This is a genomic window from Bacillus rugosus, from assembly GCF_023238245.1.
GTDB classification, from domain to species: domain Bacteria; phylum Bacillota; class Bacilli; order Bacillales; family Bacillaceae; genus Bacillus; species Bacillus rugosus.
This window is the reverse complement of sequence record NZ_CP096590.1, coordinates 2344594-2370266: the sequence shown is the minus strand read 5'-3', so window position 1 is coordinate 2370266 and position 25673 is coordinate 2344594. Positions and strand designations below refer to the sequence as shown.

Genomic DNA, 25673 nt, shown 5'->3' with positions numbered 1-25673 from the left:
GGACTTACAAATGGTGAATGAAAAACGCCTGCTGGAAGAATTTTTAGAGCTTGTCCAAATTGACTCAGAAACAAAACACGAAGCAGAAATCTGCAAAGTGCTGAAACAAAAATTTTCTGATTTAGGTGTGGACGTAAAAGAAGACGATACAATGGACATCACTGGCCACGGAGCCGGAAACCTGATCTGCACATTAAAAGGAACAAAACAAACAGATACCATTTATTTTACATCCCATATGGACACAGTGGTACCTGGAAACGGCGTAAAACCGGTTGTAGAGAACGGTTATGTCAAAACAGACGGCACTACAATATTAGGCGCTGATGATAAAGCGGGGCTGGCTGCAATGTTTGAAGCGATAAAAGTGCTAAAAGAAGAAAACATTGAACATGGTACAATTGAATTCATTATCACAGTAGGCGAGGAGTCAGGACTGATCGGAGCGAAGGCGCTTGACCGTTCTATGATCACAGCCTCTTACGGCTATGCCCTTGACTCAGACGGGAAAGTCGGAAATATCATTGTGGCCGCGCCGACACAGGCAAAGGTAAGAGCGGCAATTTACGGGAAAACCGCACACGCCGGGGTTGAACCTGAAAAAGGCATTTCAGCCATTACAATCGCTAGCAAAGCCATTTCAAAAATGCCATTGGGCCGTATCGATGAAGAAACAACAGCAAACATTGGCCGGTTTGAAGGCGGCACACAAACAAACATTGTGTGCGACGAAGTCCATATTCTTGCTGAAGCACGTTCTTTAGTTCCTGAGAAGATGGAAGTTCAGGTTCAAAAAATGAAAGCTGCTTTTGAAGAGGCCGCTGCCGATATGGGCGGACGCGCAGAAGTCGAAATTGAAGTTATGTATCCGGGCTTCAAATACCAAGACGGCGACCAAGTTGTTGAAATCGCGAAAAAAGCGGCTGCTAAAATCGGACGTCCGAGCGAGCTGCAAACAAGCGGCGGCGGAAGCGACGCGAACGTTATTGCAGGTCATGGCATCCCGACGGTCAACCTTGCTGTCGGTTACGAGCAAATTCATACAAAGAATGAAAAAATGCCGATCGAAGAACTCGTTAAAACGGCAGAAATGGTTGTTGCCATTATTGAAGAGGCGGCAAAATAAAAATAGAAAACCCGAGTGCGCTTGCGCGCATCGGGTTTTTTCTTGCATTCAGCGCCATTGCCTAAGCGGCCAAAATAACACGTCCTGTTTTTTAGCGTAATGAAGCAAAGGGTCTGACTCTTGAAGTGTAATGCCGTGAGCATCAGCCACCGTATTGACGGAACACTCGGCCTCGGCATTTTGCAGCAGCCAAGGATGATGATGAATGTCTTCGTAATAGAGCTTGTTTCGATAGGTGGTGTAGAGTCTGTATCGTTCCGTCAGCCAATAATCGAGTGAATCCTCTTCCGCTGTAAAAGGAGCTGAAATAGGCCGGTATGCGCAGCGGAATGCCGCTTCTCCGCCGTCTCTCCGCTTGCTGACATACTCAATGCCATCACCGTTTTTTTCAGCTTTCATATCAGCGTGAAAATAAGGCAAATGAAAGAACGTGCGAGCGCCCAGAACCGCCAGCCGATGATCAGCATCTAAGCTGAAAAAGTAAATGCCGGGTTTGCTTTTATAAGTGACATAGGTGCGGAGGTTAAGCTCAGGAAACGCACGCGCACCGGGAATGGCAGGGAGAAAACGCGCCCTCAGGTTCGTGAGCATAAAGGGAAGCATGCTGATCCAAGCTTGTCCGTTATATGTATCTAATTCTAAAACCGGCGGTACTAAAGCGCGAAGGATAGTAACATCAACTGGCCAGTGGGCAAATAAGACATCATTCCAGGTTTGTCTCATGATCCAGCTTCCTTCAGGTACAGAAATGTTTTTTTGCTGAGAGCGTTCCGTCACATACATGCGCTCCTTTCAGTTAGATGTGAGTATAAGGTATTCCCTGTTTCCTTCTTTTTAAACGATACGGCTGTTTTTTAGGTTTGCCATTTTCGCCTCTGCCATGACCGAAAAAGGGTGCGGGTGAAACAAAAAACAACCCCGGCTTTTCGCTCGGGGTTGTTACGCTATTTTACCGTCTCAGTAAGAGCAGCGGCGTTTTTACTTTTATGATGCGTCATCTGAAGGACGATGTTTTGTACTGTCAGGAACAGCCCGCTTGTGAACCAGTACAGCGGAAGGGCTGCCGGAACATTAAGCGAGAAAATCGTCATCATCACAGGGAAGATGAACACCATCAGTTTTGCAGATTGCTGTGCCGCCGGGTTTTGCGGGACAGCGGAATATTTCGCGCTCAGTTTTTGAGCGACATAGGCCTGGATAAAGTACATTGCTCCCGCACTAAGAGACACGAGAATGTCAGATTGTCCTAAACTGAACCATAAAAACGAGTGTGACGCAATTTCAGGTGTAGAGCGAATCGCGTAATAAAACCCAATCACAATAGGAAACTGAATCAGCATTGGGAGACACCCCATGGCAAGCGGATTGATATTGTGCTCTTGATAAAGCTTCATCATTTCCGTTTGCAGTTCTTTTTGCTTTTCCGGGTCCTTCGTTTTTTTCAATTTGGCCTGAATGCTGTCAACCTGAGGTTTAATAACTGCCATTTTCTCTTGGAATATGCGCTGTTTTTTAAACTGATTGACAAACAAAGGCAGTACAACGACACGCACAATAATGGTGACAAGAATAATAGACAGTCCGTATTCTCCGTGAAACAGCCCGGCAACACCCTTAAGCAGAGCGGAAAACGGTTCGATTAAATAATCGTGGAAAAAACCGACGTTGCTGAGGCCTCCCACCTGATTAGTCGCCGCAAACGCAGCATTGCCCGAGCATAATACGATCAAAAAGATACCCATAGCCAAAAGTTTTTGATATGTTTTTAACAATTTTGTTCTCCTCCTTTTTATAAATGCGGTTTATAAAAGAAGGGAACTGACGTCTTCATCATCATTTACAGGCGAATTCATGCGGAAGACTTTACGTATCCATGTTGTAATGCGATGATATATAATAATAAGAAAGTCTGTTCGGTTAATTTGAAAGACCGTCTGGTGTTCATCTGTTCGTTTTGATTTCCATTGCTCGCCGGCACGGCACTCTCGTAAGAGAAACGCAATCCCGATTGCCGTCAGGGTCGGAAGAATAATTGTGAAAAAATCGACTAAGAATAAAACGTCATTTATCGATTCCACAAACATTATAATCACATCCATTCAATACCTTCATTTTACTATATGTACAAGCCGTTGTCTAATAACGAAAAGGAGTTTTATTTATGCCGGGAAATGGCCGAATTATTTTCCATATTGATATGAATAGCTTCTATGCATCGGTGGAAATGGCATATGACCCGGCCCTCCGGGGGAAGCCGGTCGCAGTTGCCGGAAACGTAAAGGAGCGAAAGGGCATCGTGGTGACATGCAGCTACGAAGCAAGAGCGCGCGGCGTTAAAACAACGATGCCGGTTTGGGAAGCGAAGCGCAATTGTCCTGAGCTCATCGTTCTTCCGCCGAACTTTGACCGCTATAGAAGCTCTTCAAGAGCAATGTTTAACATCCTCCGTGAATATACTGACCTGGTGGAGCCAGTCTCCATCGACGAAGGCTATATGGACATGACCGATACACCATACAGCAGCCGTGCACTTGAGACTGCAAAAGAAATCCAAAGCAGGCTGCAAAAAGAGCTGCTGCTTCCGTCAAGCATAGGGATCGCGCCGAATAAATTTCTCGCTAAGATGGCGTCTGATATGAAAAAACCGCTTGGCATCACGATTTTAAGAAAGAGACAAGTGCCTGATATCCTTTGGCCGCTTCCTGTTGGAGAGATGCACGGAGTTGGCAAAAAGACAGCGGAAAAGCTGAAGGGACTCGGCATTCATACGATTGGAGAGTTAGCTGCAGCTGATGAACATTCGCTGAAGCGCCTGCTTGGCATCAATGGGCCGCGCCTTAAAAATAAAGCAAATGGCATTCACCATGCGCCAGTTGACCCGGAGCGCATTTACGAATTTAAAAGCGTCGGCAACTCATCGACGCTTTCACATGATTCCAGTGATGAAGAAGAGCTGTTAGGCGTTTTCAGAAAACTGGCCGCTTCCGTCAGTGACCGCTTACAGCGCAAGGAAGTCATGGCTTCGAAGCTATTTATTATGATTAGATATGCAGATTGGAAAACCATCACCAGAAGCATCACGCTGAAAAATCCGATCGATCAAAAAAATGAAATTATGAAAGAAGCAGAGCACCTCTTTTTTAAACATTGGAATAAAAATCCTGTCAGGCTGCTTGGCATTACCGGAACGGATTTAGTAGAAAAAGAACAGGCCTATAAACAGCTCGACTTGTTCAGCTTTAATGAAGATGCGAAGGATGAGCCCATTCAGCAGACGATGGAAAAGCTAAATGAAAAGTACGGCTCCAAGCTGATCAGAAAAGGGGCAAGGATAAAAAAAGAGGAGAGCAAAACGAAAGGAACAAGCTTTAATAAAGATTTTTTTCAGGATGAAAAGAAAAGTTGAATAGCTTGAAAAAAGGGGGAGAAGTATGGTAATTTCTTTATTATAAATATCATTTTATTTTAATTTAAATTTTAAAATGATTAAACGTTTGCAGAAGGGACGTTAGAATATGTCAAAACAACAAATCGGCGTTATCGGACTTGCGGTCATGGGTAAAAATCTGGCTTTAAATATCGAAAGCCGGGGATTTTCTGTTTCTGTTTACAACAGATCAAGCAGTAAAACTGAGGAGTTTCTGCAGGAGGCAAAAGGTAAAAATGTTGTTGGCACATACAGCATTGAAGAGTTTGTTCAATCCTTGGAAACACCGCGCAAAATCTTATTAATGGTTAAAGCGGGAACTGCAACAGATGCGACAATTCAATCTCTTCTTCCTCATCTAGAGAAGGATGATATTTTAATTGACGGCGGAAATACATACTATAAAGACACACAGCGCCGTAACAAAGAACTCGCTGAAAGCGGCATTCATTTTATCGGAACAGGCGTTTCCGGCGGAGAAGAAGGAGCGCTTAAAGGGCCTTCTATCATGCCTGGCGGCCAAAAAGAAGCACATGAGCTTGTGAAACCGATTCTTGAAGCGATTTCTGCAAAAGTTGACGGAGAACCTTGTACGACATATATCGGTCCAGACGGTGCAGGCCATTATGTGAAAATGGTGCACAACGGTATTGAGTACGGAGATATGCAGCTGATCTCTGAATCTTACTTCATTTTGAAACAGGTGCTCGGCCTTTCAGCTGATGAGCTTCATGAAGTTTTCGCTGAATGGAATAAAGGCGAGCTTGACAGTTATCTAATTGAGATTACGGCTGACATCTTTACAAAAAAAGACGAAGAGACAGGCAAACCGCTTGTTGATGTGATTCTTGATAAAGCAGGACAAAAAGGAACAGGAAAATGGACAAGCCAAAGCGCGCTTGACTTAGGTGTTCCGCTTCCGATTATTACTGAGTCTGTATTCGCACGCTTTATCTCAGCTATGAAGGAAGAGCGTGTGAAAGCGAGCGGACTTCTTTCAGGACCAGAAGTGAAGCCTGTGACAGAAAATAAAGAAGAGCTGATTGAAGCGGTCAGAAAAGCGCTGTTTATGAGTAAAATCTGTTCTTACGCGCAAGGATTTGCCCAAATGAAAGCTGCTTCTGAAGAATATAACTGGGATCTGAAATATGGCGAAATCGCTATGATCTTCCGCGGGGGCTGCATCATCCGCGCGGCATTCCTTCAGAAGATCAAAGAAGCTTATGATCGCGAACCTGAGCTTGACAACCTGCTTCTTGACAGCTACTTCAAAAATATTGTAGAAAGCTACCAAGGATCGCTTCGCCAAGTGATTTCACTTGCCGTTGCCCAAGGTGTGCCGGTCCCATCATTCTCAAGCGCATTAGCTTACTATGACAGCTACCGCACAGCTGTACTGCCTGCAAACTTAATTCAAGCGCAGCGTGACTACTTTGGCGCTCATACCTATGAGCGTACAGATAAAGAAGGTATCTTCCACACTGAATGGATGAAGTAATCAATAAAAACCCCCAAAACCTAAGGGCTTTGGGGGTTTTTTGCTGGAATGCCTTAAGGGATATGGCGGTCTTGACAACCGCAAAAAAGCGGAAAATGCTTGTGAGCATTTTCCGCTTTTTTCGTTTTATATATTCCACCAGTTCAAGCCGTCTTTCGCCAAAAGATCATCTGATTCTTTCGGTCCCATAGAGCCTGATTCGTAGTTAGGAGATAAGGTTTTGTTTGCTGCCCATGTTTCAGAAATGGAATCGACAAAGCTCCAAGAAAGGGCAACTTCATCCCAGTGTGCAAAGTTTGTTGCATCGCCAAGAAGACAATCATGAATAAGTTTTTCATACGCTTCAGGGGTGTTCAACTCGTCATTGCAATTGCTGCAATAATCCAGCTTGATTGGCTGTGCGTGTGCTGCTCCGCCAAGCTTTTTAGCGTTTAAGTAAAGCGTAATGCCTTCGTCAGGCTGAATATGGATGACGAGCAAGTTTGGATTCATATTGTTTTCATTGCCGTAGTACAGGTTCATCGGAATGTCCTTAAATTGAACGACGATTTTTGTGGACTTTTCTTTCATTCGTTTTCCGGTGCGGATATAGAATGGAACGCCAGCCCATCTGAAGTTGTCGATCAAGAGCTTGCCTGCAACAAAGGTTTCTGTATTGGAGTCAGGAGCGACATTATCTTCATCTGTATAAGCAGGAACCTGCACACCATCAATTTCACCGGCTTGATATTGTCCGCGCACAAAATACTCATCCACTTCGTCTTTGGCAATAGGGCGCAGCGCTCTCAGCACCTTCACTTTTTCGCTGCGGATTTCTTCTGTGTTCAATTTGATCGGCGGCTCCATTGCAAGAAGGGCAACCATCTGCATAATATGGTTTTGCACCATGTCGCGCAGGGCGCCTGATTTTTCGTAATACCTAGCACGATCTTCAACGCCAAGTGATTCGCTTGATGTAATTTGAATATTTGAGATGTATCGGTTTGTCCAAAGCGGTTCGAAAATCGCATTGGCAAATCGAATCACTTCAATGTTCTGAACCATTTGTTTGCCTAGATAATGGTCGATTCTGTAAATTTGATCTTCCGTAAATGCTTCGCGAATTTCTTTGTTCAGTGCCTGTGCGCTTGGCAGATCATGGCCGAACGGCTTTTCAATGACAAGGCGGGACCAGCCTGTTGTTGCTGTAACACCTTCTGATTTTAATGTTTTTGCAATTGTTCCGAAGAATTCAGGAGCCATTGCCAAGTAGAACATTCTATTGTTCGGAATTTGATATGTATCCTCCAGCTGGTTAAGCAATACGTTAAGCTCTTGATAAGAGCCAGGGTTTGTCACGTCAAACGGGTGATAGTAAAAATGAGACGTGAAATCATCTATATGTTTATCTGCAGATGAGGAAATGGATGTTTTAACGGTTTGGCGAAGATCCTCATTAGACCAAGGTCTTCTTCCAACTCCTACAACTGCAAATTCTTCTCCGATTTGTCCGTTTTGATATAAACGGTGAATAGACGGATACAGTTTTCGTTTTGCTAAATCCCCAGTTGCGCCGAATATGACAATTACTGCTTTTGGTTGTTGGTTTGTTTTCACTAAAAGTACCTCACTTTATTCGAAGCTTTATTTTAGTACACCCCGTATATTTCCTTCATTTTAAATCTAAAATTCAACGAAAGCAAACATTTAAGTCCTTTTTTTGCAGAATGCCGTAAAAATGTTTCTAGAACGAAAGGATTGTTCCTTTTAGAGGCAAGATTCACATTTTGCGCCTGATCCTGTATTCTTGTAGGTAACTAGTTCTAGTAGGAGGAAGGAAATGTGGAATTACTTTTTTTAGGGACGGGAGCAGGCATTCCTGCTAAGGCGAGAAACGTAACGTCGATGGCATTAAAATTGCTTGAAGAAAGGCGTTCGGTATGGCTGTTTGACTGCGGGGAAGCCACGCAGCACCAAATTTTACATACAACGATTAAACCTCGTAAAATAGAAAAAATCTTCATCACCCATATGCACGGCGATCATGTATACGGGCTTCCGGGTCTTCTGGGGAGCCGTTCCTTTCAAGGGGGAGAGGACGAGCTGACGGTGTACGGGCCTAAAGGGATCAAAGCATTTATTGAAACAAGCCTTGCCGTCACGAAAACCCATTTGACATATCCGCTTGTGATCAAGGAAATTGCAGAAGGAATCGTGTTTGAAGACGATCAGTTTATTGTCACAGCAGTATCTGTTATTCATGGAGTAGAAGCCTTCGGGTACCGTGTACAGGAAAAAGATGTACCAGGTTCCTTAAAGGCGGATGTATTAAAAGAAATGAACATCCCACCCGGACCTGTGTACCAAAGAATCAAAAAAGGCGAAACGGTAACGCTTGAAGACGGGCGCATCATCAATGGGAATGATTTTTTGGAGCCTCCTAAAAAGGGCAGGGCTGTGGTGTTTTCCGGAGATACGAGAGTAAGTGATAAGCTAAAAGAGCTTGCAAGGGATTGTGATGTTCTTGTTCATGAAGCAACATTCGCTAAGGAAGATCGGAAACTTGCTTATGATTATTACCACAGTACAACGGAACAAGCGGCTGTAACAGCGAAAGAAGCTGGGGCGAAGAAGCTCATTTTAACCCATATCAGCGCCAGATATCAGGGAGATGCCTCTCTGGAGCTTCAAAAAGAAGCTGCTGACGTTTTCCCTAACAGCGTGGCGGCATATGATTTCTTAGAGGTAAACGTCCAGCGGGGGTGAAGGAATCGTTTTTATTTGACAATCTTTAATTACATTGTATAATAAAACGTAATCATTACGCTTTATAAGGAGATGTTAATATGAGAGTCAATGTTACTTTAGCTTGCACTGAAACGGGAGACCGTAATTACATCACAACAAAAAATAAACGCACCAACCCAGACCGTTTAGAGCTGAAAAAATATTCACCGCGTTTAAAGAAATATACCCTTCATCGTGAAACAAAATAACAAAGAAAGACCGGGCGTCTTACGGCCCGGTCTTCTTTTATGTTAATTGACTGCCTGGTAAAGAGGAACGGCCTGCTGGCACGCTGCGCACCATACGTCATAAATGGCCAAATGAACAATATGAGGTTCATCATGATGGATGTTATGCGAGCTGTTTTTAGCTTGGATCCAGCCGCTTTGATTAGATAGAGATAATATGCCGCTGTGCATGTTTTGCCACTCCTGTTCAGCAGAGAATTTCTCAGTCCGTTCACCTGATGACAACACAAGGAGAGGCATGTTGCCTAAATGGACTTGCTGTTGTTTGAGTACCTGCAGGCTTTTTGAAAATTCTGCATGTGTGCCCTCAAGCATCATCTTTCTTGTGTATGCTTTGTGCATTTCTTCAGGAATAAAGGAGAAGCTTGTGCAATCTCCTAAAGCTGGATCAAGGAGGACCATGCCGATAATATCGCGCCTGTTTTTGCAGGCCCATAAACCGGTGATCACAGCTCCGTATGAGTGAGAAACAGCCAAATAAGGAGGTTTTACATCTGCTGCTTTAAGCAAACTCTCCAATTCTTTCACCTGTTGTTCAGCTGTTCGTTTAGTGCTGCTTTGTCCGCTTTTCCCTATTCCTGCCCGGTCATATGTGAAAATGCCAAATTCATCATCAATGTCCGCCATTAATGGTTCCCACGTCTCAGAAGAAGTACCGTAGCCGGCCTCAAAGACAATCGTTACACCGCTTGATCCTCTCCGGTGTTGTGTATGAAACGCACATCCGTCAATTGTATATGTCTTTTCCATCCAAGCTGAGTTCATTGGAGTCATCTCCTCTAATTGGTTCTACTAGGGAGACGGAGAACCTGAGCTGATCGTTTCTCTAAAAAATAAAAAAAGAGATATCCGGTTGAGGATATCTCTTTTGGACATTACCAGCCTCTTTCGTATTGAACAGGGGCCGGAATCTCTGTATTAAGCTGTTTTGCAGCAGTTCTTGCAAAGAATGGATCTCGCAGAAGCTCTCTGCCGATAAAGATAAGGTCGGCACGTCCGTTTTGCAGAATTTCTTCAGCCATTGAACCGTCTGTAATCATGCCGACAGCACCAGTTGCCATGTCAGCCTGTTCACGGATTTTCTCAGCGAAGCTGACCTGATAGCCTGGGAATACATTAATGTCTGCATGAACAAGGGCGCCTGAGCTGCAGTCAATTAAGTCAACACCTTGCTCCTTCATCCATTTTGCAAAACCGATGTGATCGGCGATGTCTAAGCCTTTGTCTGTATAGTCAGAAGCAGATACACGGACAAATAAAGGGCCGTCCCATACTTGTTTGACTTCATCGATGATTTCTCTTAAGAAACGATAGCGGTTTTCTGGTGAGCCGCCGTATTCATCTGTACGATGGTTGGATAGCGGAGATAGAAATTCGTGAATTAAGTATCCGTGCGCCGCATGAATTTCAATCACATCAAAGCCGGCTTCTTTTGCGCGGGCTGCCGCTTGTTTGAATTCCTGGATCGTTTCTTTTACTTTTTCTGCTGACATTTCTACAGGTGTTGCTGATTGTTCGTCAAACGCAATCGCAGATGGAGCGAAAATATCTCCTTCAAGCTCTGCTTTACGTCCGGCATGGGCAAGCTGAATGCCGATTTTTGCCCCCTGTTCTTTGACCTGCTCAGTCAGTTTGGCAAAGCCTTCGATATGCTCGTCGCTCCAAATCCCTAAGTCTTGGTCTGTAATTCGTCCTTGAGGGTTAACCGCTGATGCCTCCACAATAATCAGCCCGACCTGGCCGACTGCGCGTGATATGTAATGTGCCATGTGGAACGGCGTCAATTTTCCGTCCTTTTCATGAGAAGAATACATGCACATTGGCGACATGACAATGCGGTTTTTTAACGTCATATCTTTAATTGTAATAGGTGTGAATAATTTTCTGGCCATTTCTTTCGCCTCCCGTAAGGTTTTTAGAGATTGATTATATCAAGTCAATTCTTTCCCGTCATATAAACTGCTCAAAAGATCCGTTTTTGTCAAACATTTCTGTATAATAGACAGGGAGTCATTTTATTTTTCAGTTTAGAAGCGTTTTTATACATAGGAGGGGCGGAGATCGATGAATTGGCAGACGAAGGACGAATTGCTGACCCTTTTAACTTCTCTTGTGCAATACGAAAGCATCACCGGTTCGAAGGGAGAGGCAGCACTTGCAGAATATCTTTATTTTATTTTGAAGGACAAGCCTTATTTTCAAAAACATCCTGATGATGTAACACTTCATCCGATGGACGACGGCAGATCCTTTCTAACGGCTCTTGTCAAAAAGAAGAATGTCAAAAAGACAGTGCTTTTGCTGAGCCATTTTGATGTCGTGGACATAGAGGATTTCGGAGAATTCAAACATATGGCCTGTAAGCCTGCTGAGCTTTTGAGCTCTTTTCTAGAGAAAAAAGAGCTGCTTCCGGAACGTGTGAGAATAGACGCTGAAAGCGGAGACTGGCTGTTCGGAAGAGGGACGATGGATATGAAAGCGGGCCTTGCCGTTCAGCTGTCGATGCTGGAGCGGGCAATGAACGGCCAATTTGAGGGGAATTTGCTGTTGATTACCGTTCCTGACGAGGAAGTGAATTCAAGAGGCATGATTGAAGCGGTTCCTGTACTGAAGGAAATGGAGAAAAAGCGTGATATCACAATAACCGCTTGCTTGAATGCTGAACCGATGTTCGAAAAATATCCCGGCGATCAGCAGCAATATATTTATACAGGAAGCATTGGCAAGGTGCTTGCGGGATTTTTCTGCAAAGGGATTGAAACCCATGTCGGAGAGCCGTTTTCAGGCATAAACGCAAATTTAATGGTATCTGAGATTAACCGCTTGCTCGAACTGAATGCGGATTATTGCGAAAAGGTTGATGGTGAAGTCACTCCGCCGCCGGTAAACTTAATGCAAAAGGACTTGAAAGAGGCGTACTCAGTTCAGACACCGCATACGGCTGTCACGTTATTTAATGTGCTGTCAATGAAACGCTCTGCCAGTAAGCTGCATCAGATGCTGCTTAAAACAGCAGAACAGGCGGCGGAGGAAATAGCCGCGAATATTCGGAAGAAAACACAGGATTTTCAGCAATTTGAGTCATTTCAGCCGATTGAAAGGGCCGTCACTGTTTTGACATTTGATGAGCTGGTCGCGCGTGCCAAAAAGCGTGCTGGAACCTCGGAAACAGAGCGGGCTATTAATTATGTCTTTGCCAACAGGGGAGATCTTGGAGACAGGGATTTTTCGACCCAAATTGTATCTGAGCTTGCTTCGCTATGTAAAGAGGATGCGCCGCTCATTGTTCTTTTTTACAGCCCGCCGTTTTATCCGGCGGTTTCATCAAAGGACGATCAATTGATCAGAAATACAGCTGATCAGCTTATGCATTATGCGGCTGACAGATACGGCATAGCGCTACGGGAGGTGCAGTATTTTCCTGGACTTTCAGACTTAAGCTATCTACAGCTGGAAAAGCAGGAGGTTGATGCGTACACAAGCAATATGCCGCTCTTTAACAGAGGATATTCACTGCCAAGCGGCAAAGATCAGGCTTTATATGTCCCTGTTTTGAACGTTGGTCCGGCTGGAAAAGACCCGCACAAATGGACGGAAAGACTGTATATGCCTTATTCCTTTGAAGTGCTTCCAGACTTGCTTTCATTTACGATCTCCTCGCTATTAAAACAATCAGAAACTGCCGGCCAGCTGTTTTAGGAAAAACAAAAGAGAGAAGGCACTGTGCGGCTTCTCTCTTTGTGTTTTCATCTATGAATGCCTCTCTAAGGCGGCACCGGCAAACTGCTCTTTGATTTCAGCGCTGCGTTTAGCGGTTTCTTCAATACAGTAAATAATCGCTTCTTCAAAGCGGGAGTCCTGTAAAGCACGAAGACCTGCCTCTGTTGTACCCCCTGGACTCGTGATTTCCTTGCGCAGCTGTGCAGGTTGTTTGCCGCTTTGAAGGAGCATATCTGTTGCCCCTGCCATTGTCTGCAAAATGAGTGCTTTTGCGGTTTCCTTATCCAAACCTACTTTTTGCGCCGCTTTTTCCATTGCCTCGATATAACGGTACAAGTAGGCCGGACCACTGCCGGCAATCGCCGTGACAGCGTCAAGATGCCGTTCCTCAACCAGTGTGGCATCACCGATTGTTTCCAAGAGAGCTTTTGCGGCAGCCATATCATCCTGGCTTGTTTCAACGCTTGCGGAAAATCCGGTTGCTGATTTTCCGATCGCTGCTGATGTATTAGGCATGACACGAATGACTGCGAGCTTTCTGCCAAAATAGTGCTGAATGGTTTCGATTGTAAGGCCTGCAAGCACTGAAATCACGAGCTGATCCTTGAGATACGAACGGATGCTGTCGATGCTTTCCGCCGCGTCCTTCGGTTTAAAAGCGAGGATGATGATATCGGTTTGAGTAAAAAACTCATTTTTATCTCTGCATGGACGCACTCCGTACGTTTCCTTTAATTCGATCAGTCGCTCGTCGTTTGAGCGGTTTGTGATATAGATATGTTCTGGTTTTGTGATGCCGCTTTGCAAAATACCGTTAATCATTGCTTCTGCCATAGACCCGGCGCCGACAAATCCTATCTTTTTCATTGATATCCTCCTTTTATCAGAACAACAAAAAACCTTTTCATCACGTAAAGGACGAAAAGGTTCGCGGTACCACCCTCATTAGCACAGAATGTGCTCAGCTCAAATCCCGTAACGCGGGAAACGTTTAGGTTTTCCTAACCGCTCTGAGGGCAGGTTCTACAAACAAGCGGGCTGCAATACCTTTCAGCCGGGGGTATCGCTCTCTTTGGCCATTGCCTTGTATACTATTCCTCGTCATAGCGTTCCAATGGTTCTCGTTTTAGTTTGTTGTTCATTATGCAATGGCGGACAAGCTAATGTCAATAGCTTTTTCAAAAAGGGCCTTTCTCATTCGGCAATAATGACACAAGACCGAGAAAAAGCTAAAATATGAATGATGAATGAAGACAAGGAGCAATAGGATGACAATTGAAGATGTAATTGCAATCCGCGTTCCGACACCGTTTGCTGTCGGCGATGTTATCGTTTACCTCGTAAAAGGTGAAGCGCTGACACTGATCGATGCCGGGCCGAATACAAAAGAGGCTGTTAGAGCCCTTCAAGAACAGCTTGCCGCTGTAAATGTGAAAATGTCAGATATCGAGCAGGTTGTACTGACTCACCATCACGCTGATCATGCAGGCTTGCTTGATGTCTTTTCTGATGAAATCGAAGTGATTGGGCATCCGTTCAACGAACCTTATATCAGCCAAAATCAAGCTTTTATGGATTGGCAAAAATGTTTTTTTCAAAAGCTGCTGCCTGAATTAGGCGTTCCGTTTAATACGGGAAAGGCAGAAAAGCTGATTCGGTCAGCGTACGCATTTTCCTGTACAAGATCCCTGACGAAAACTGTCAGAGAAGGGATGAGTATTGATGGACTTGAGGGCTGGTCTGTTTTGGAGATGCCTGGACATGCTGAGTCGCATATCGTTCTATTCCATGAAAAAAGCGGGAAGATGCTTGGCGGCGATCTTCTGCTGGCTAACAGCTCGTCTAATCCGATTTTGGAAGCCCCGAAAACGGGAGACATAAGGTCAAAGCCTTTAGTCGATTATCAGAGGTCTTTGCGAAGGCTGTCTGAACTTGATCCAACAATCGTATACCCAGGTCACGGTGAAACGATTACCAGCGTACAGGCGCTGATTGAGAAGCGTTTTGACAAGCAGAGAAACAGGACGGAGGATGTGCGGCGCATGCTGGATGAAAAACCGATGACAGCTTTTCAGGTTTGTCAGCAGCTTTTTCCTGCTGTGTATGAAAAGGAATTATTTTTAACGATGTCAGAAACGGCAGGGCATCTTGATGTGTTGGCGGCAGAAGAATCCATCACGTCATATTGGGAAGGAAATACTGCATACTTTAGAACAATGAAGAGGTGAAATGGGTGAAACATATAGCGGGAAAGCGGATTTGGATAACCGGCGCTTCAGGAGGGCTCGGTGAAAGAATCGCATATTTATGCGCTGCTGAAGGAGCCCATGTCCTGCTGTCGGCAAGACGTGAGGATCGTTTGATAGAAATCAAAAGGAAGATAACTGAGGAATGGAGCGGACAGTGTGAGATATTCCCTCTGGATGTCGGCCGCCTAGAGGATATCGCCCTTGTCCGCGAGCAGATCGGCTCGGTTGATGTACTGATCAACAATGCAGGCTTTGGTATATTTGAAACGGTTTTAGACTCGACACTGGATGACATGAAAGCGATGTTTGATGTGAATGTCTTCGGCTTGATCGCCTGTACAAAAGCGGTGCTTCCGCAAATGCTTGAGCAAAAAAAGGGTCATATCATCAATATCGCTTCTCAAGCGGGGAAGATTGCAACACCAAAGTCGAGCCTTTATTCCGCGACAAAACATGCCGTGCTCGGCTACTCAAACGCTTTGCGGATGGAGCTGGCGGGAACCGGCATTTATGTGACAACAGTTAATCCGGGTCCGATTCAGACGAACTTTTTTTCCATTGCCGATAAAGGCGGGGACTATGTCAAAAATGTCGGCCGCTGGATGCTTGATCCTGATGACGTGGCAGCTCAAATTACAGCTGCTATATTCACGAACAAACGGGAGATCAACCTTCCGCGTATAATGAGTGCCGGCACCAAGCTGTATCAGCTGTTTCCAGCTCTCGTTGAAAAGCTGGCAGGACGTGTGCTCATGAAAAAATAGATGGACCTGCCTGTAGTGAGAGGCTTGTTGGCATGATCACAGGCAGTTTTTTATAGAGGAAGGGAGAAATATTGAATGTCAATCAATCAAGAAGCCCTTCACGTTCTGCTCAAAGATCCGTTTATTCAGAAACTGATTGAGGCAGAGCCTGTATTCTGGGCAAATTCGGGCAAGAAAGAGGGCCCGTTATTTCATGCAGATGAGTGGGAAAGTGAGATAGAAGAGGCGAAAAAAAGGCTACGGCGGTTTGCTCCTTATATTGCCGAGGTGTTTCCTGAGACGAAAGATGCCAAAGGGATGATCGAGTCTCCGCTTTTTGAGATGCAACATATGAAAGAAAAGGTGGAAGCGGCATATCAGCAGCCATTTCCGGGAAGATGGCTTTTAAAGTGCGACCATGAGCTTCCGATTTCAGGTTCGATTAAAGCGCGGGGCGGAATTTATGAAGTATTGAAGCATGCTGAAAAGCTGGCGCTTCAAGAAGGAATGCTTCAGGAAACGGATGATTACCGCATTTTACAGGAAGACCGGTTTACCGCGTTTTTCTCCCGCTATTCGATTGCTGTCGGTTCGACAGGAAATCTAGGATTAAGCATCGGCATCATCGGTGCCACACTCGGATTTCGCGTGACAGTGCATATGTCCGCCGATGCTAAGCAGTGGAAAAAGGATCTCCTTCGCCAAAAGGGTGTCACTGTCATGGAGTATGAATCAGATTACAGTGAAGCAGTGAAAGAAGGGAGACGGCAGGCGGAACAAGATCCATTCTGTTATTTCATTGATGATGAACATTCCCGCCAGCTGTTTTTAGGATATGCTGTTGCCGCCAGCCGATTAAAAAACCAGCTTGACTGTATGAATATACAACCAAGTCTTGAGACGCCGCTGTTTGTTTATCTGCCGTGCGGTGTCGGCGGAGGGCCGGGCGGTGTTGCATTTGGGCTGAAGCTTTTATATGGAGACCATGTTCATGTGTTTTTCGCAGAACCGACTCATTCACCGTGTATGCTGTTAGGGCTTTATTCCGGCCTTCACGAGAAGATTTCTGTCCAGGATATCGGCCTGGATAATCGGACGGCTGCTGACGGGCTTGCCGTAGGGAGGCCGTCAGGATTTGTCGGCAAGCTGATTGAACCGCTGCTGAGCGGCTGTTATACAGTAGAGGACGATACGCTTTATACCTTGCTTCATATGCTGGCTGTATCTGAAAATAAATATTTAGAGCCCTCTGCTCTTGCCGGCATGTTTGGGCCTGTTCAGCTTTTTTCGACAGAAGAAGGAAGAAGCTTTAGTCAGCAACATAATATGGAACATGCCGTACATGTCGTCTGGGGAACAGGAGGAAGCATGGTTCCAAAAGAAGAAATGGCTGCGTATAACCGGATTGGTGCGGATTTGCTGAAAAACGAAATGAAAAAATAAGCAGACAGTGAAAGGGTTTTCCGTTACAATCTTTGTAAGGGTTTTAACCTTCAGAGAGTCAGGTGTAAACAGTGAAAAATAAAGAGCTTAACTTACATACTTTATATACAAAGCACAATCGTGAGTCTTGGTCTGGTTTTGGGGGACATTTGTCGATTGCTGTTTCTGAAGAAGAGGCAAAAGCCGTGGAAGGGCTGAATGATTATCTATCTGTTGAAGAAGTGGAAACGATCTATATTCCGCTTGTTCGCCTGCTTCATTTGCATGTTAAGTCTGCGGCCGAACGCAATAAGCATGTCAATGTTTTTTTAAAGCACCCTCATTCAGCCAAGATTCCGTTTATTATCGGCATCGCCGGCAGTGTGGCAGTCGGGAAAAGCACGACGGCGCGGATATTGCAAAAGCTGCTTTCGCGTTTGCCGGACCGTCCTAAAGTGAGCCTTATCACGACAGATGGTTTTTTATTTCCTACAGCCGAGCTGGAAAAGAAAAATATGATGTCACGAAAAGGGTTTCCCGAAAGCTATGACGTAAAGGCGCTGCTCGAATTCTTGAATGACTTAAAATCAGGAAAAGACAGAGTAAAGGCCCCGGTGTATTCCCATCTCACCTATGACCGGGAGGAAGGTGTGTTCGAGGTTGTAGAACAGGCCGATATTGTGATTATTGAAGGCATTAATGTTCTTCAGTCGCCCACCTTGGAGGATGACCGGGAAAATCCGCGTATTTTTGTTTCCGATTTCTTTGATTTTTCGATTTATGTGGATGCGGAAGAAAGCCGGATTTTCACTTGGTATTTAGAGCGTTTTCGCCTGCTTCGGGAAACAGCTTTTCAAAATCCCGATTCTTATTTTCATAAATTCAAAGACTTGTCTGATCAGGAGGCTGATGAGATGGCGGCCTCGATTTGGGAGAGTGTCAACCGGCCGAATTTATATGAAAATATCTTGCCGACTAAATTCAGGTCAGATCTCATTTTGCGTAAGGGAGACGGGCATAAGGTCGAGGAAGTGCTGGTAAGGAGGGTATGAAATTGTGCATCATATCGAACTGTATGTCTCTGATTTGGAGGCGTCTAGGCGGTTTTGGGGCTGGTTCTTAAAAGAACTTGGCTATAAAGGGTATCAAAAATGGAGCTCAGGCATCAGCTGGAAGAAAGATCGTTTTTACCTAGTGATTGTGCAGGCGAAAGAGCCATTTCTAGAGCCGAAATACCATAGATGCCGAGTCGGTCTGAACCATCTCGCATTTCATGCTGAATCCAAGCTTCAAGTCGATCAGATGACTGAAAAATTGACGGCAAAAGGTTATCGTGTGTTGTACCGAGACAGGCATCCTTTTGCCGGAGGAGACGGGCATTATGCAGTCTTTTGTGAGGATCCAGACCGGATTAAGGTAGAGCTCGTTGCCCCAAGCTGTTAATCGTGATCTTCGGACAGGCTGTTCAGCTTTTTCTCAATGCGATCCAGCTGCGCTTTTCGGTTTTTCGCATACTTGAAGCCTGTAACAGCCGCAAAGATGACAGCGGCAAATATAATAAATACAAACAGCTGAAACATTATATCACCTATATTCATGTTCATCACCTCATTGTTGCGGGAGAGATTGGTTCTCTCCCGTTTTTTTATTTAAAGCGGCTTTTCCAGCCTGGATTGGTGTTTTGTGATTTCCATTTTCATTTGCCGATAGGCGAACGCTAAAAATGGCAGGCCGAGCAGGGTGATGCCGCTCAGGACAGAAAAAACAAAAATCGGCCGGCCAGCGCCAAATAGGTCTATACATATACCCCCGACCCAGGGGCCGATGACGTTTCCGAGCTGTGAAAAACCGATTGCCCCAAAATAAGTGCCTTTTAATCCTGGTTTTGCAATCTGGTCTACAAACAAATCCATCATAGAGAATAAAAGAACTTCGCCGATTGTAAATGTCACCACAATCATCACAAGTGATGAAACACCGTGTGATATGGTGAAAATGGCCAAGCTGATACTAACCATCACATTACCGAGCATCAGGGAGCAAAGCGGCGAAAAACGTTTTGCAAAATGGACGATGGGAAATTGCGTTGCCAACACAACGATTGCGTTTAATGTCAGCATCAACCCATACAGCTTCGTTCCATTGCCGATCAAGGGGTTCTGCGCCATGTACTGCGGGAATGTGGAACTGAATTGTGAGTAGCCGAAGGTGCATAGTGTAATGCCGATCAAAGCAATTGTAAAAAGATGATCCTTTTGCGTTACCATAAACGCTTCCCGCACGCTCATATTTTGGGGTTGGCTTGATGCTGACAAGGATGGATGTTTTTTAAATTGGATGGCAAGCACGAGGCCGTATAGTCCGTAAATGACTGCGGGCACCAAAAAGGGTGCGGTCGATTGCGATGAGCCGAAATACAGGCCGAGCACCGGTCCGAAGACAACACCGATATTAATAGCTGCATAGCGTAAATTAAAAACAAGCAGTCTCGTTTTTTCTTCTGTCATATCAGACAGCAAGGCCTTTGAAGCAGGCTCGAACAGTGATTTGCATAGACCGTTTAATGCGTTTACCACAAAAAACACCCAGAGATGAGATGCCGCCGCAAAGCCTGCAAATACCAGCATCCATCCGAAAATCGATACAAGCATCATGTTTTTTCTGCCGAATTTATCTGAGATATATCCGCCGTAAAAGCTTGCGAGGATGCCGACTGATGAGCTTGCGGCAATGACCAGCCCTGCATAGGAAGCAGATGCGCCTTGAACGGCCGTTAAATAAATCGCTAAAAAAGGAATGCTCATCGATGTTGCCATTCTGCCGAAAATGGTTCCGATGATAATTGTCCAGCTGATGGAGTGGATATCTTTCCATTTCTTCATGAATCGTATCTCTCCTGTATTGTAAGATCTTTTTCTATCATATATGAAAAAATTCCCTTCTCCAATGGGGAATTCAAAATATTTTGTTATTGGCATTTATAAAACATGTCCTACTTTATGGATTGCAATATACCATGTGTGGAGGATGCACATGGCTGACGTTACATTGTTGAAATTGAGGTTAAAGCATTCGGAAGGAAATGACGTTATGTCCGGCGTTTATCTGTGGTAAAAGCGTAATATTAATTGATGCTGAATGCGGGGGCATTTTAAAGTCGTTCGGCAGGACATGGAAGCAAAGGGATGTCCGTTTGAAACATTAAAGGCCGTAATTTTAACCCATCAGGGTGTGGATCAAGTTTCGTAAATGCTAGTGATGCCGGAGATGAGATCAAAATTTACGCTAAAAACCGACATGAACTGGAGGACAAAAGAAGATGCCGCGTTTCTTCCGAATGAATCAAAGTAGATTTCGAAAATTAAGTGTATGACACGGCTTGAGGAATGGGCAGTTATCCCGTTTTGAAGGGTATTCGGGTGATTTTTTTGTCAGGCATATCAATCTACGGAGTGTGAGAAATTCCTGCTTTGCTTTCTTCACAAGCCTTTTTGCCGTATGACATTGAGACTGTTTTCTGCATCACGGCGGTGTTTTCAAAGGGAAGACGCATTAGCGGCTGACGGTGTGACCTGCGCTTAAGAGAACAGCCCTTGGTTTGTGACATAGTCATAAATGATATCTTCTATATGCGCATGCAGATCCTCATCAGGTTCTTCATTCCGTCTCTCTTCTAAGGCTGCTTTCAGGCTTTGTTTTTCATACGGGCTTAACGGATCTATGGCAACATTTCTGCCGTATTGACGCAGTGCCTGCCCCATCATTTTTTCGACAAATTTCTCCATTATGACTCTCCTATCTTTATGCTTCGCTTTCATTCTACTAAATGTTTCTCTTCTCTCAAACCCTTGGATCATATTTTCTGTCAGACAAGAATCATTTACCAGTATAAATCGAACATACTTTCGCATATAATAGAAAAACGAACATAAGTTCTTTTTAGAGGTGTGTATGATGAAAGAAAAAGTGATTTTTCTCGTTGACATGCAATCGTTTTATGCATCTGTAGAGAAAGCGGAAAATCCACATTTGAAAAATAAGCCCGTCATTGTTTCAGGTGATCCTGAAAAAAGGGGCGGAGTCGTATTGGCTGCCTGTCCGCTGGCGAAACAAAAGGGTGTGGCGAATGCTTCGCGGCTGTGGGAGGCGCAGGAAAAGTGCCCTGAAGCTGTTGTGCTCCGGCCCCGTATGCAGCGGTATATTGATGTATCACTGCAAATTACCGCCATTCTAGAGGAATATACAGACCTTGTAGAGCCGTATTCCATTGACGAACAGTTCATGGACATTACAGGCAGTCAGAAGCTGTTTGGGACGCCGGAAGAGATTGCAAAAAGCATTCAGGGCAGAATCATGCGGGAGATCGGCGTTTATGCGCGGGTCGGAATCGGTCCTAATAAAGCGCTAGCCAAAATCGCGTGCGACAATTTTGCCAAAAAGAATAAGAACGGTATTTTTACCTTAACGAAAGAAAATATGAAAACTGAAATGTGGCCGCTTCCGGTGGGCAGCATGTTTGGCGTCGGGAGCCGCATGAAGCATCATTTAAACCGGATGGGCATCAGCACGATCGGCGGGCTTGCGGCTTTTCCGCTCGATCTTTTAAAAAAGAAATGGGGCATTAACGGCCATGTGCTGTGGATGACGGCGAACGGGATCGACTATTCCCCTGTATCTACTTCATCTCTGGACGGACAAAAGGCGATTGGCCATGGAATGACTCTCCCGAGAGACTACGAACACTTTGACAAAGAAATCAAAGTCGTACTGCTGGAGCTGAGTGAAGAAGTGTGCAGGCGAAGCCGAAACGCCGGAGTAATGGGGCAGACGGTATCAGTGAGCTGCCGGGGTGCTGATTTTGATTGGCCGACGGGCTTCAACCGGCAAGTGAAGCTGGCGGAGCCGACTAATTCTACCCAGGATGTATATGAGGCTGTATGCCGGCTGTTTCTTACGTTTTGGGACGGGAAGCCTGTCCGCCGTCTCGGGGTCAATCTGTCCCAGCTCTCATCTGATGACATATGGCAGCTCAATTTATTTCAGGATTATGCAAAGAAAATGAGCCTTGGCTATGTGATGGATGGCATTAAAAACCGGTTCGGCGATACAGCCATCATCAGGGCGGCGTCACTGACAGCGGCAGGCCAGGCATTTGAACGTGCGGCTAAAATAGGAGGGCACTATAAATGAATGACTATTTAAAAAGAGGCAACCTGCTGTGGGAAGGAAGCAGGATGTTTCTGCCGGAGCATAAACAAAGCCTGCTTGAGAGAAAGCGCCATAAACAGAAGCTGCAAAAGCCGATCCTTGATCCTGATAAGCTGGAGGAAATGAATCAAACGCTTTGCGCCGCGATGGAGTTTGCCCAGAATATCACTGTCAGCTGCTTTCAGGATGGTGAAATTGTCCGCTGTACCGGGAAGATCTGCCGGTATGAAGAGTTTGAAAAAACAGTATGGATAAAAGGAGACGAAGATCAGCTTTATAAGCTGAAACTTGATCAGGTGCTTGATATTGTGCTGTAAAGTTTCTCCCTCCTGCATTGGGGGGAGAAATATGTGTAAAAATATCTAACATTGTTCCCTCGGCAAACTGCAAACGTATGATACAGGAAAGAAGGCATTTACAATTCCAGTCAGGCAAAATATAATTTTTATATTGTGAGAAAAAAAGAGCTGACATTCGTTTTGCCAGACGGAGGGAGATCAAATCGTAATGGATATTCGAACAATCACGTCTTCAGATTATGAAATGGTAACGTCTGTAATGAATGAATGGTGGGGCGGCAGACAGCTGAAAGAAAAATTGCCGAGACTATTTTTTGAGCATTTTCAGGACACAAGCTTTATTACATCTGAACATAGCAGCATGACCGGATTTTTAATCGGGTTTCAATCACAATCGGATCCTGAAACGGCATACATCCATTTTTCCGGTGTGCATCCAGATTTCAGAAAAATGCAAATTGGAAAACAATTATACGATGTCTTTATTGAAACAGTAAAACAACGAGGCTGCACCCGGGTAAAGTGCGTCACTTCACCGGTGAATAAGGTGTCAATCGCGTATCACACAAAATTGGGATTTAACATTGAAAAGGGCACCAAAACGGTAAATGGCATCTCAGTGTTTGCAAACTATGATGGCCCCGGCCAAGATAAGGTACTGTTTGTCAAAAACATATGAGGGGGAAATATGATGGATTTTTTATCAAAAACACCTGAGCCTCCTTACTATGCAGTCATTTTTTCATCTGTCAGAAGCGAAAATGACCCAGGATATGGAGAAACAGCGGAGCGGATGGTATCGCTTGCGGCGGATCAGCCTGGATTTTTAGGCGTCGAAAGCGTTCGTGAAGCGGGTGGAAGGGGCATAACGGTTTCCTATTGGGACAGTATGGATGCCATTAACCACTGGAAGCATCACACTGAACATCAAGCAGCAAAAGAAAAAGGAAAAAGCATGTGGTACGAGTCGTATGCAGTCCGCATCGCAAAAGTCGAGAGGCAGCGGCTGTTTTCAGGAGAAGAGAAATGATTGAATATCTTCAGCATACGGAAGAGATCACAGCGCGTGAGATTATTGCCGTGCAGCAGCCAGCCTACATAAAAGAAGCGGAGCTTATCGGTTTTGACGGTATTCCCGCCTTACAGGAGAAGCCAAAGGATATTCAAGCCTCTCATGAACAGTTTGCGGGATATCGGAAAGAAGGTAAACTGATCGGTGTCATTTCATATGAGAAAAACATGCATCATCTCACCATTTGCAGGCTTGTTGTGCATCCCGACGGTTTCAGAAAAGGGATTGGACGAGCACTTTTGCAATTTGTCATCGATCAAAACGAAGACGCTGAGAAAATCGAAGTAGTCACAGCTGAGGAAAATACACCGGCCGTGTCGCTCTATGCAAAGGCGGGATTTCAAAAGGCAGAAACCATTAAAGCCGCGGAGGGTCTATTGCTGTCTGTCTTTCATTTGTATCCGGAACGAAAAGTTGAGGTCGTTCCCTACAATGAAAAATGGGCGGAATATTTCAATGAAGAAAAAGAACGGCTGAAGCTTGTGCTCGGACCGGAGATCGTTGCTGTCCATCATATCGGAAGCACATCAATTTCAAACATGGCAGCAAAGCCAATTATTGATATATTAATTGAAGTCAAAACCATTGAAGCTGTGAGCCAATATGATACACAAATGAAGGCTATCGGCTATACACCGAAAGGAGAAAACGGCATAGCTGGCAGGCGTTATTTCCAAAAAGGCGGTAATAAACGTACTCATCATGTCCATGTGTACGAAAAGGGAAACCCTGCTATTGAAAGGCATCTGTTATTCAGAGATTATCTCAGAGCCCATCCAAAAATAGCGGAGGAATACGCCGTTCTCAAAAAACGACTGGCTGCCCAGCATCCGGACTGCATCAATCAGTACATACAAGGGAAAGATGGTTGGATCAAGACTGCAGAAAAAAATGCGAAGCGGTGGAAAGAAGGCAGAAACAATGCGGATGGAAGCGTTGTATGCTACAATAGCGAAAATGATGAAAACGGGGGTCTCACCTTATGAACATACATGTGACAGATGCAGCAAAACAGGCACTGCAGCAGGCGTTTGACGCCAACCCGGGAAAAAAAGCCCAGCTTCGTTACGATGCAGAAGGATGCGGCTGCGCGGTAAGCGGTGTACCGACAATCTGGCTGGCAGAAGAATTAACGGGACAGTGCGAGCAGCTGGAAACGAACGGTATCCCGCTGTATATCCAGTCGTCACAAAAGGTGTTTTTTGACGATCAAATGACGATCGATTACAATGAAAAAGCCAAAACACTGGCGCTGAAAAGCCCGGCTGAAATGCTCAGCCCTAGAATGAGCATATTAGTAAAGTAGGGAGACACGAAACGTGGAACAAAAGCTGAAGGCAATGAAGAACACAGCACAGAATAAAACGTGGGTATCCTTCCTGAATCAAAACCATCCCTATACTTTGCTCCACTGGTCAATTGGAGGAGCAGAATCCGTCAAGAAAGATGTTTGGCTATTGCAGGATGAAATGACCTTCGAAACGCAGGAGTTTACAACGATAGATCTTGCGATTGAATGGATTAGAGAAAATATGGATGGCATTACCGACGTTTTATGAAATGGAAAAGCGAAAGAGCCGAAGGGGGCCTTTCGCTTTTTTATTATGAAAGAAAACCTGGTATTTTTGGTTTGCCAACCAAAAGATCTGCAGGAAAAGTTAGGATGCCAAAAAGACAGTAATCGTTTTAGCGCAAACAACTTGGACAGGAGGCAAGTTGTTAATGGAAATAGGACAAATACTAAATATTTTTAGTGTAAGAAAAAGTGCAAAGGCCACATCCATATGTTAATGGGCACTTCACTGAAAGAAAAAATCATTGGAGTATCGTAAGAAAACTAAGAGGGTTTTTGACGTGATAGAAAACGGAGTGAGAGTTCTAGCTCACTCTTTTTT

Annotated in this window: 27 protein-coding genes, 1 pseudogene and 1 other annotated feature; of the genes and pseudogenes, 18 read left to right on the top strand and 10 right to left on the bottom strand. The window is 44.8% G+C overall.

All coding sequences use genetic code 11. From position 1 onward, the window contains the following. Positions 1-10 precede the first annotated feature (10 nt). Positions 11-1126, top strand: coding sequence for a tripeptidase T (locus M0696_RS11850; RefSeq protein WP_248601981.1), 1116 nt, complete (start codon positions 11-13; stop codon positions 1124-1126). A gap of 48 nt (positions 1127-1174) precedes the next feature. Here M0696_RS11850 and M0696_RS11845 read toward each other — a convergent pair whose 3' ends face one another. From M0696_RS11845 to M0696_RS11835, 3 genes are all read right to left on the bottom strand, one after another. Continuing rightward, positions 1175-1903, bottom strand: a complete 729-nt coding sequence (locus M0696_RS11845; RefSeq protein ID WP_222143121.1) for a YqjF family protein — start codon at positions 1901-1903, stop codon at positions 1175-1177. A gap of 167 nt (positions 1904-2070) precedes the next feature. Then, positions 2071-2898 carry a membrane protein insertase YidC gene (locus tag M0696_RS11840; RefSeq protein ID WP_248601980.1) on the bottom strand — a complete coding sequence of 276 codons (828 nt, stop codon included), beginning with the start codon at positions 2896-2898 and terminating at the stop codon, positions 2071-2073. Between the two features lie 30 nt (positions 2899-2928). Beyond that, the gene (locus tag M0696_RS11835; protein WP_166854636.1) at positions 2929-3216 is read right to left on the bottom strand and encodes a hypothetical protein; all 288 of its coding nucleotides are present in this window, start codon (positions 3214-3216) and stop codon (positions 2929-2931) included. A 71-nt stretch (positions 3217-3287) separates the two neighbouring features. Between M0696_RS11835 and M0696_RS11830 the strand changes: the two genes are divergently transcribed. Next, complete coding sequence (locus M0696_RS11830) at positions 3288-4532, top strand: DNA polymerase IV (RefSeq protein ID WP_222143119.1); 1245 nt, start codon at positions 3288-3290, stop codon at positions 4530-4532. A gap of 109 nt (positions 4533-4641) precedes the next feature. Further along, positions 4642-6051: an NADP-dependent phosphogluconate dehydrogenase gene (gene gndA, locus M0696_RS11825; protein ID WP_248601979.1), complete on the top strand. Its 1410-nt coding sequence runs from the start codon at positions 4642-4644 to the stop codon at positions 6049-6051. A 126-nt stretch (positions 6052-6177) separates the two neighbouring features. Here the strand turns inward: gndA and zwf are convergent, their stop codons facing one another. Further along, on the bottom strand, positions 6178-7647 hold the full coding sequence (gene zwf / locus M0696_RS11820; RefSeq protein WP_166851109.1) for a glucose-6-phosphate dehydrogenase: 1470 nt from the start codon (positions 7645-7647) through the stop codon (positions 6178-6180). A gap of 225 nt (positions 7648-7872) precedes the next feature. On the opposite strand from zwf, the gene rnz reads away from it, so the two are divergent. Together rnz and rpmG are read left to right on the top strand one after the other, a co-directional pair. After that, a complete protein-coding gene (gene rnz / locus M0696_RS11815; protein WP_166851111.1) occupies positions 7873-8796 on the top strand; it encodes a ribonuclease Z in 924 nt (307 codons plus the stop codon). Between the two features lie 80 nt (positions 8797-8876). Then, the gene (gene rpmG, locus M0696_RS11810) at positions 8877-9026 is read left to right on the top strand and encodes a 50S ribosomal protein L33 (protein WP_003226511.1); all 150 of its coding nucleotides are present in this window, start codon (positions 8877-8879) and stop codon (positions 9024-9026) included. A 42-nt stretch (positions 9027-9068) separates the two neighbouring features. On the opposite strand, the gene M0696_RS11805 is transcribed toward rpmG, so the two are convergent. Further along, positions 9069-9830 (bottom strand): alpha/beta fold hydrolase, encoded by a 762-nt coding sequence (locus M0696_RS11805; protein ID WP_166851113.1) that lies wholly within the window; start codon positions 9828-9830, stop codon positions 9069-9071. Positions 9831-9940: 110 nt separating this feature from the next. Then, positions 9941-10957 (bottom strand): NADPH dehydrogenase NamA, encoded by a 1017-nt coding sequence (gene namA, locus M0696_RS11800; RefSeq protein WP_222143116.1) that lies wholly within the window; start codon positions 10955-10957, stop codon positions 9941-9943. Between the two features lie 172 nt (positions 10958-11129). Here namA and M0696_RS11795 point away from each other — a divergent pair, with 172 nt between their 5' ends. After that, positions 11130-12764, top strand: a complete 1635-nt coding sequence (locus M0696_RS11795; RefSeq protein ID WP_248601978.1) for a M20/M25/M40 family metallo-hydrolase — start codon at positions 11130-11132, stop codon at positions 12762-12764. A 51-nt stretch (positions 12765-12815) separates the two neighbouring features. Here the strand turns inward: M0696_RS11795 and proC are convergent, their stop codons facing one another. Further along, positions 12816-13652: a pyrroline-5-carboxylate reductase gene (gene proC / locus M0696_RS11790; protein WP_222143114.1), complete on the bottom strand. Its 837-nt coding sequence runs from the start codon at positions 13650-13652 to the stop codon at positions 12816-12818. Positions 13653-13696: 44 nt separating this feature from the next. Next, positions 13697-13899: a binding site (T-box leader), on the bottom strand. 154 nt (positions 13900-14053) lie between these two features. Here proC and M0696_RS11785 point away from each other — a divergent pair. The 5 genes from M0696_RS11785 (at position 14054) to M0696_RS11765 (ending at position 18642) form a co-directional block, all read left to right on the top strand. After that, on the top strand, positions 14054-15013 hold the full coding sequence (locus M0696_RS11785; RefSeq protein ID WP_166851119.1) for an MBL fold metallo-hydrolase: 960 nt from the start codon (positions 14054-14056) through the stop codon (positions 15011-15013). Positions 15014-15018: 5 nt separating this feature from the next. Next, the gene (locus tag M0696_RS11780) at positions 15019-15798 is read left to right on the top strand and encodes an SDR family NAD(P)-dependent oxidoreductase (protein WP_166851121.1); all 780 of its coding nucleotides are present in this window, start codon (positions 15019-15021) and stop codon (positions 15796-15798) included. Positions 15799-15873: 75 nt separating this feature from the next. Further along, positions 15874-17220 carry a D-serine ammonia-lyase gene (dsdA, locus tag M0696_RS11775; protein WP_248601977.1) on the top strand — a complete coding sequence of 449 codons (1347 nt, stop codon included), beginning with the start codon at positions 15874-15876 and terminating at the stop codon, positions 17218-17220. Between the two features lie 71 nt (positions 17221-17291). After that, complete coding sequence (coaA, locus tag M0696_RS11770; RefSeq protein ID WP_222143112.1) at positions 17292-18251, top strand: type I pantothenate kinase; 960 nt, start codon at positions 17292-17294, stop codon at positions 18249-18251. A 4-nt stretch (positions 18252-18255) separates the two neighbouring features. After that, on the top strand, positions 18256-18642 hold the full coding sequence (locus M0696_RS11765) for a VOC family protein (RefSeq protein WP_248601976.1): 387 nt from the start codon (positions 18256-18258) through the stop codon (positions 18640-18642). Here the strand turns inward: M0696_RS11765 and M0696_RS11760 are convergent. The 3 genes from M0696_RS11760 to M0696_RS11750 all read right to left on the bottom strand — a co-directional run bounded on the left by M0696_RS11760 (position 18639) and on the right by M0696_RS11750 (position 20984). Beyond that, positions 18639-18797 carry a hypothetical protein gene (locus M0696_RS11760; protein WP_166851127.1) on the bottom strand — a complete coding sequence of 53 codons (159 nt, stop codon included), beginning with the start codon at positions 18795-18797 and terminating at the stop codon, positions 18639-18641. The genes M0696_RS11765 and M0696_RS11760 overlap by 4 nt on opposite strands. Before the next feature lie 51 nt (positions 18798-18848). Further along, the gene (locus M0696_RS11755; protein WP_166851129.1) at positions 18849-20081 is read right to left on the bottom strand and encodes an MDR family MFS transporter; all 1233 of its coding nucleotides are present in this window, start codon (positions 20079-20081) and stop codon (positions 18849-18851) included. Between the two features lie 696 nt (positions 20082-20777). Then, positions 20778-20984, bottom strand: a complete 207-nt coding sequence (locus tag M0696_RS11750) for a YqzH family protein (protein WP_003226541.1) — start codon at positions 20982-20984, stop codon at positions 20778-20780. A 166-nt stretch (positions 20985-21150) separates the two neighbouring features. On the opposite strand from M0696_RS11750, the gene M0696_RS11745 reads away from it, so the two are divergent. The 7 genes and pseudogenes from M0696_RS11745 to M0696_RS11715 all read left to right on the top strand — a co-directional run bounded on the left by M0696_RS11745 (position 21151) and on the right by M0696_RS11715 (position 25337). Continuing rightward, entirely contained in the window at positions 21151-22389 is a 1239-nt protein-coding gene (locus M0696_RS11745) for a DNA polymerase IV (protein ID WP_166851133.1), read from the top strand. Continuing rightward, entirely contained in the window at positions 22386-22724 is a 339-nt protein-coding gene (locus M0696_RS11740; protein ID WP_222143110.1) for a YolD-like family protein, read from the top strand. The genes M0696_RS11745 and M0696_RS11740 overlap by 4 nt, the downstream gene beginning before the upstream one ends. 190 nt (positions 22725-22914) lie before the next feature. Beyond that, entirely contained in the window at positions 22915-23385 is a 471-nt protein-coding gene (locus M0696_RS11735; RefSeq protein WP_166851137.1) for a GNAT family N-acetyltransferase, read from the top strand. Between the two features lie 9 nt (positions 23386-23394). Further along, a pseudogene (locus M0696_RS11730) lies at positions 23395-23740 on the top strand (antibiotic biosynthesis monooxygenase family protein). Continuing rightward, entirely contained in the window at positions 23733-24764 is a 1032-nt protein-coding gene (locus M0696_RS11725; RefSeq protein WP_222143108.1) for a GNAT family N-acetyltransferase, read from the top strand. The pseudogene M0696_RS11730 and the gene M0696_RS11725 overlap by 8 nt, the downstream one beginning before the upstream one ends. Next, a complete protein-coding gene (locus M0696_RS11720) occupies positions 24761-25084 on the top strand; it encodes an iron-sulfur cluster biosynthesis family protein (protein ID WP_003226552.1) in 324 nt (107 codons plus the stop codon). Before M0696_RS11725 ends, M0696_RS11720 begins: the two co-directional genes overlap by 4 nt. Before the next feature lie 13 nt (positions 25085-25097). Next, positions 25098-25337, top strand: a complete 240-nt coding sequence (locus M0696_RS11715) for a YqkC family protein (protein ID WP_003226554.1) — start codon at positions 25098-25100, stop codon at positions 25335-25337. Positions 25338-25673 lie beyond the last annotated feature (336 nt).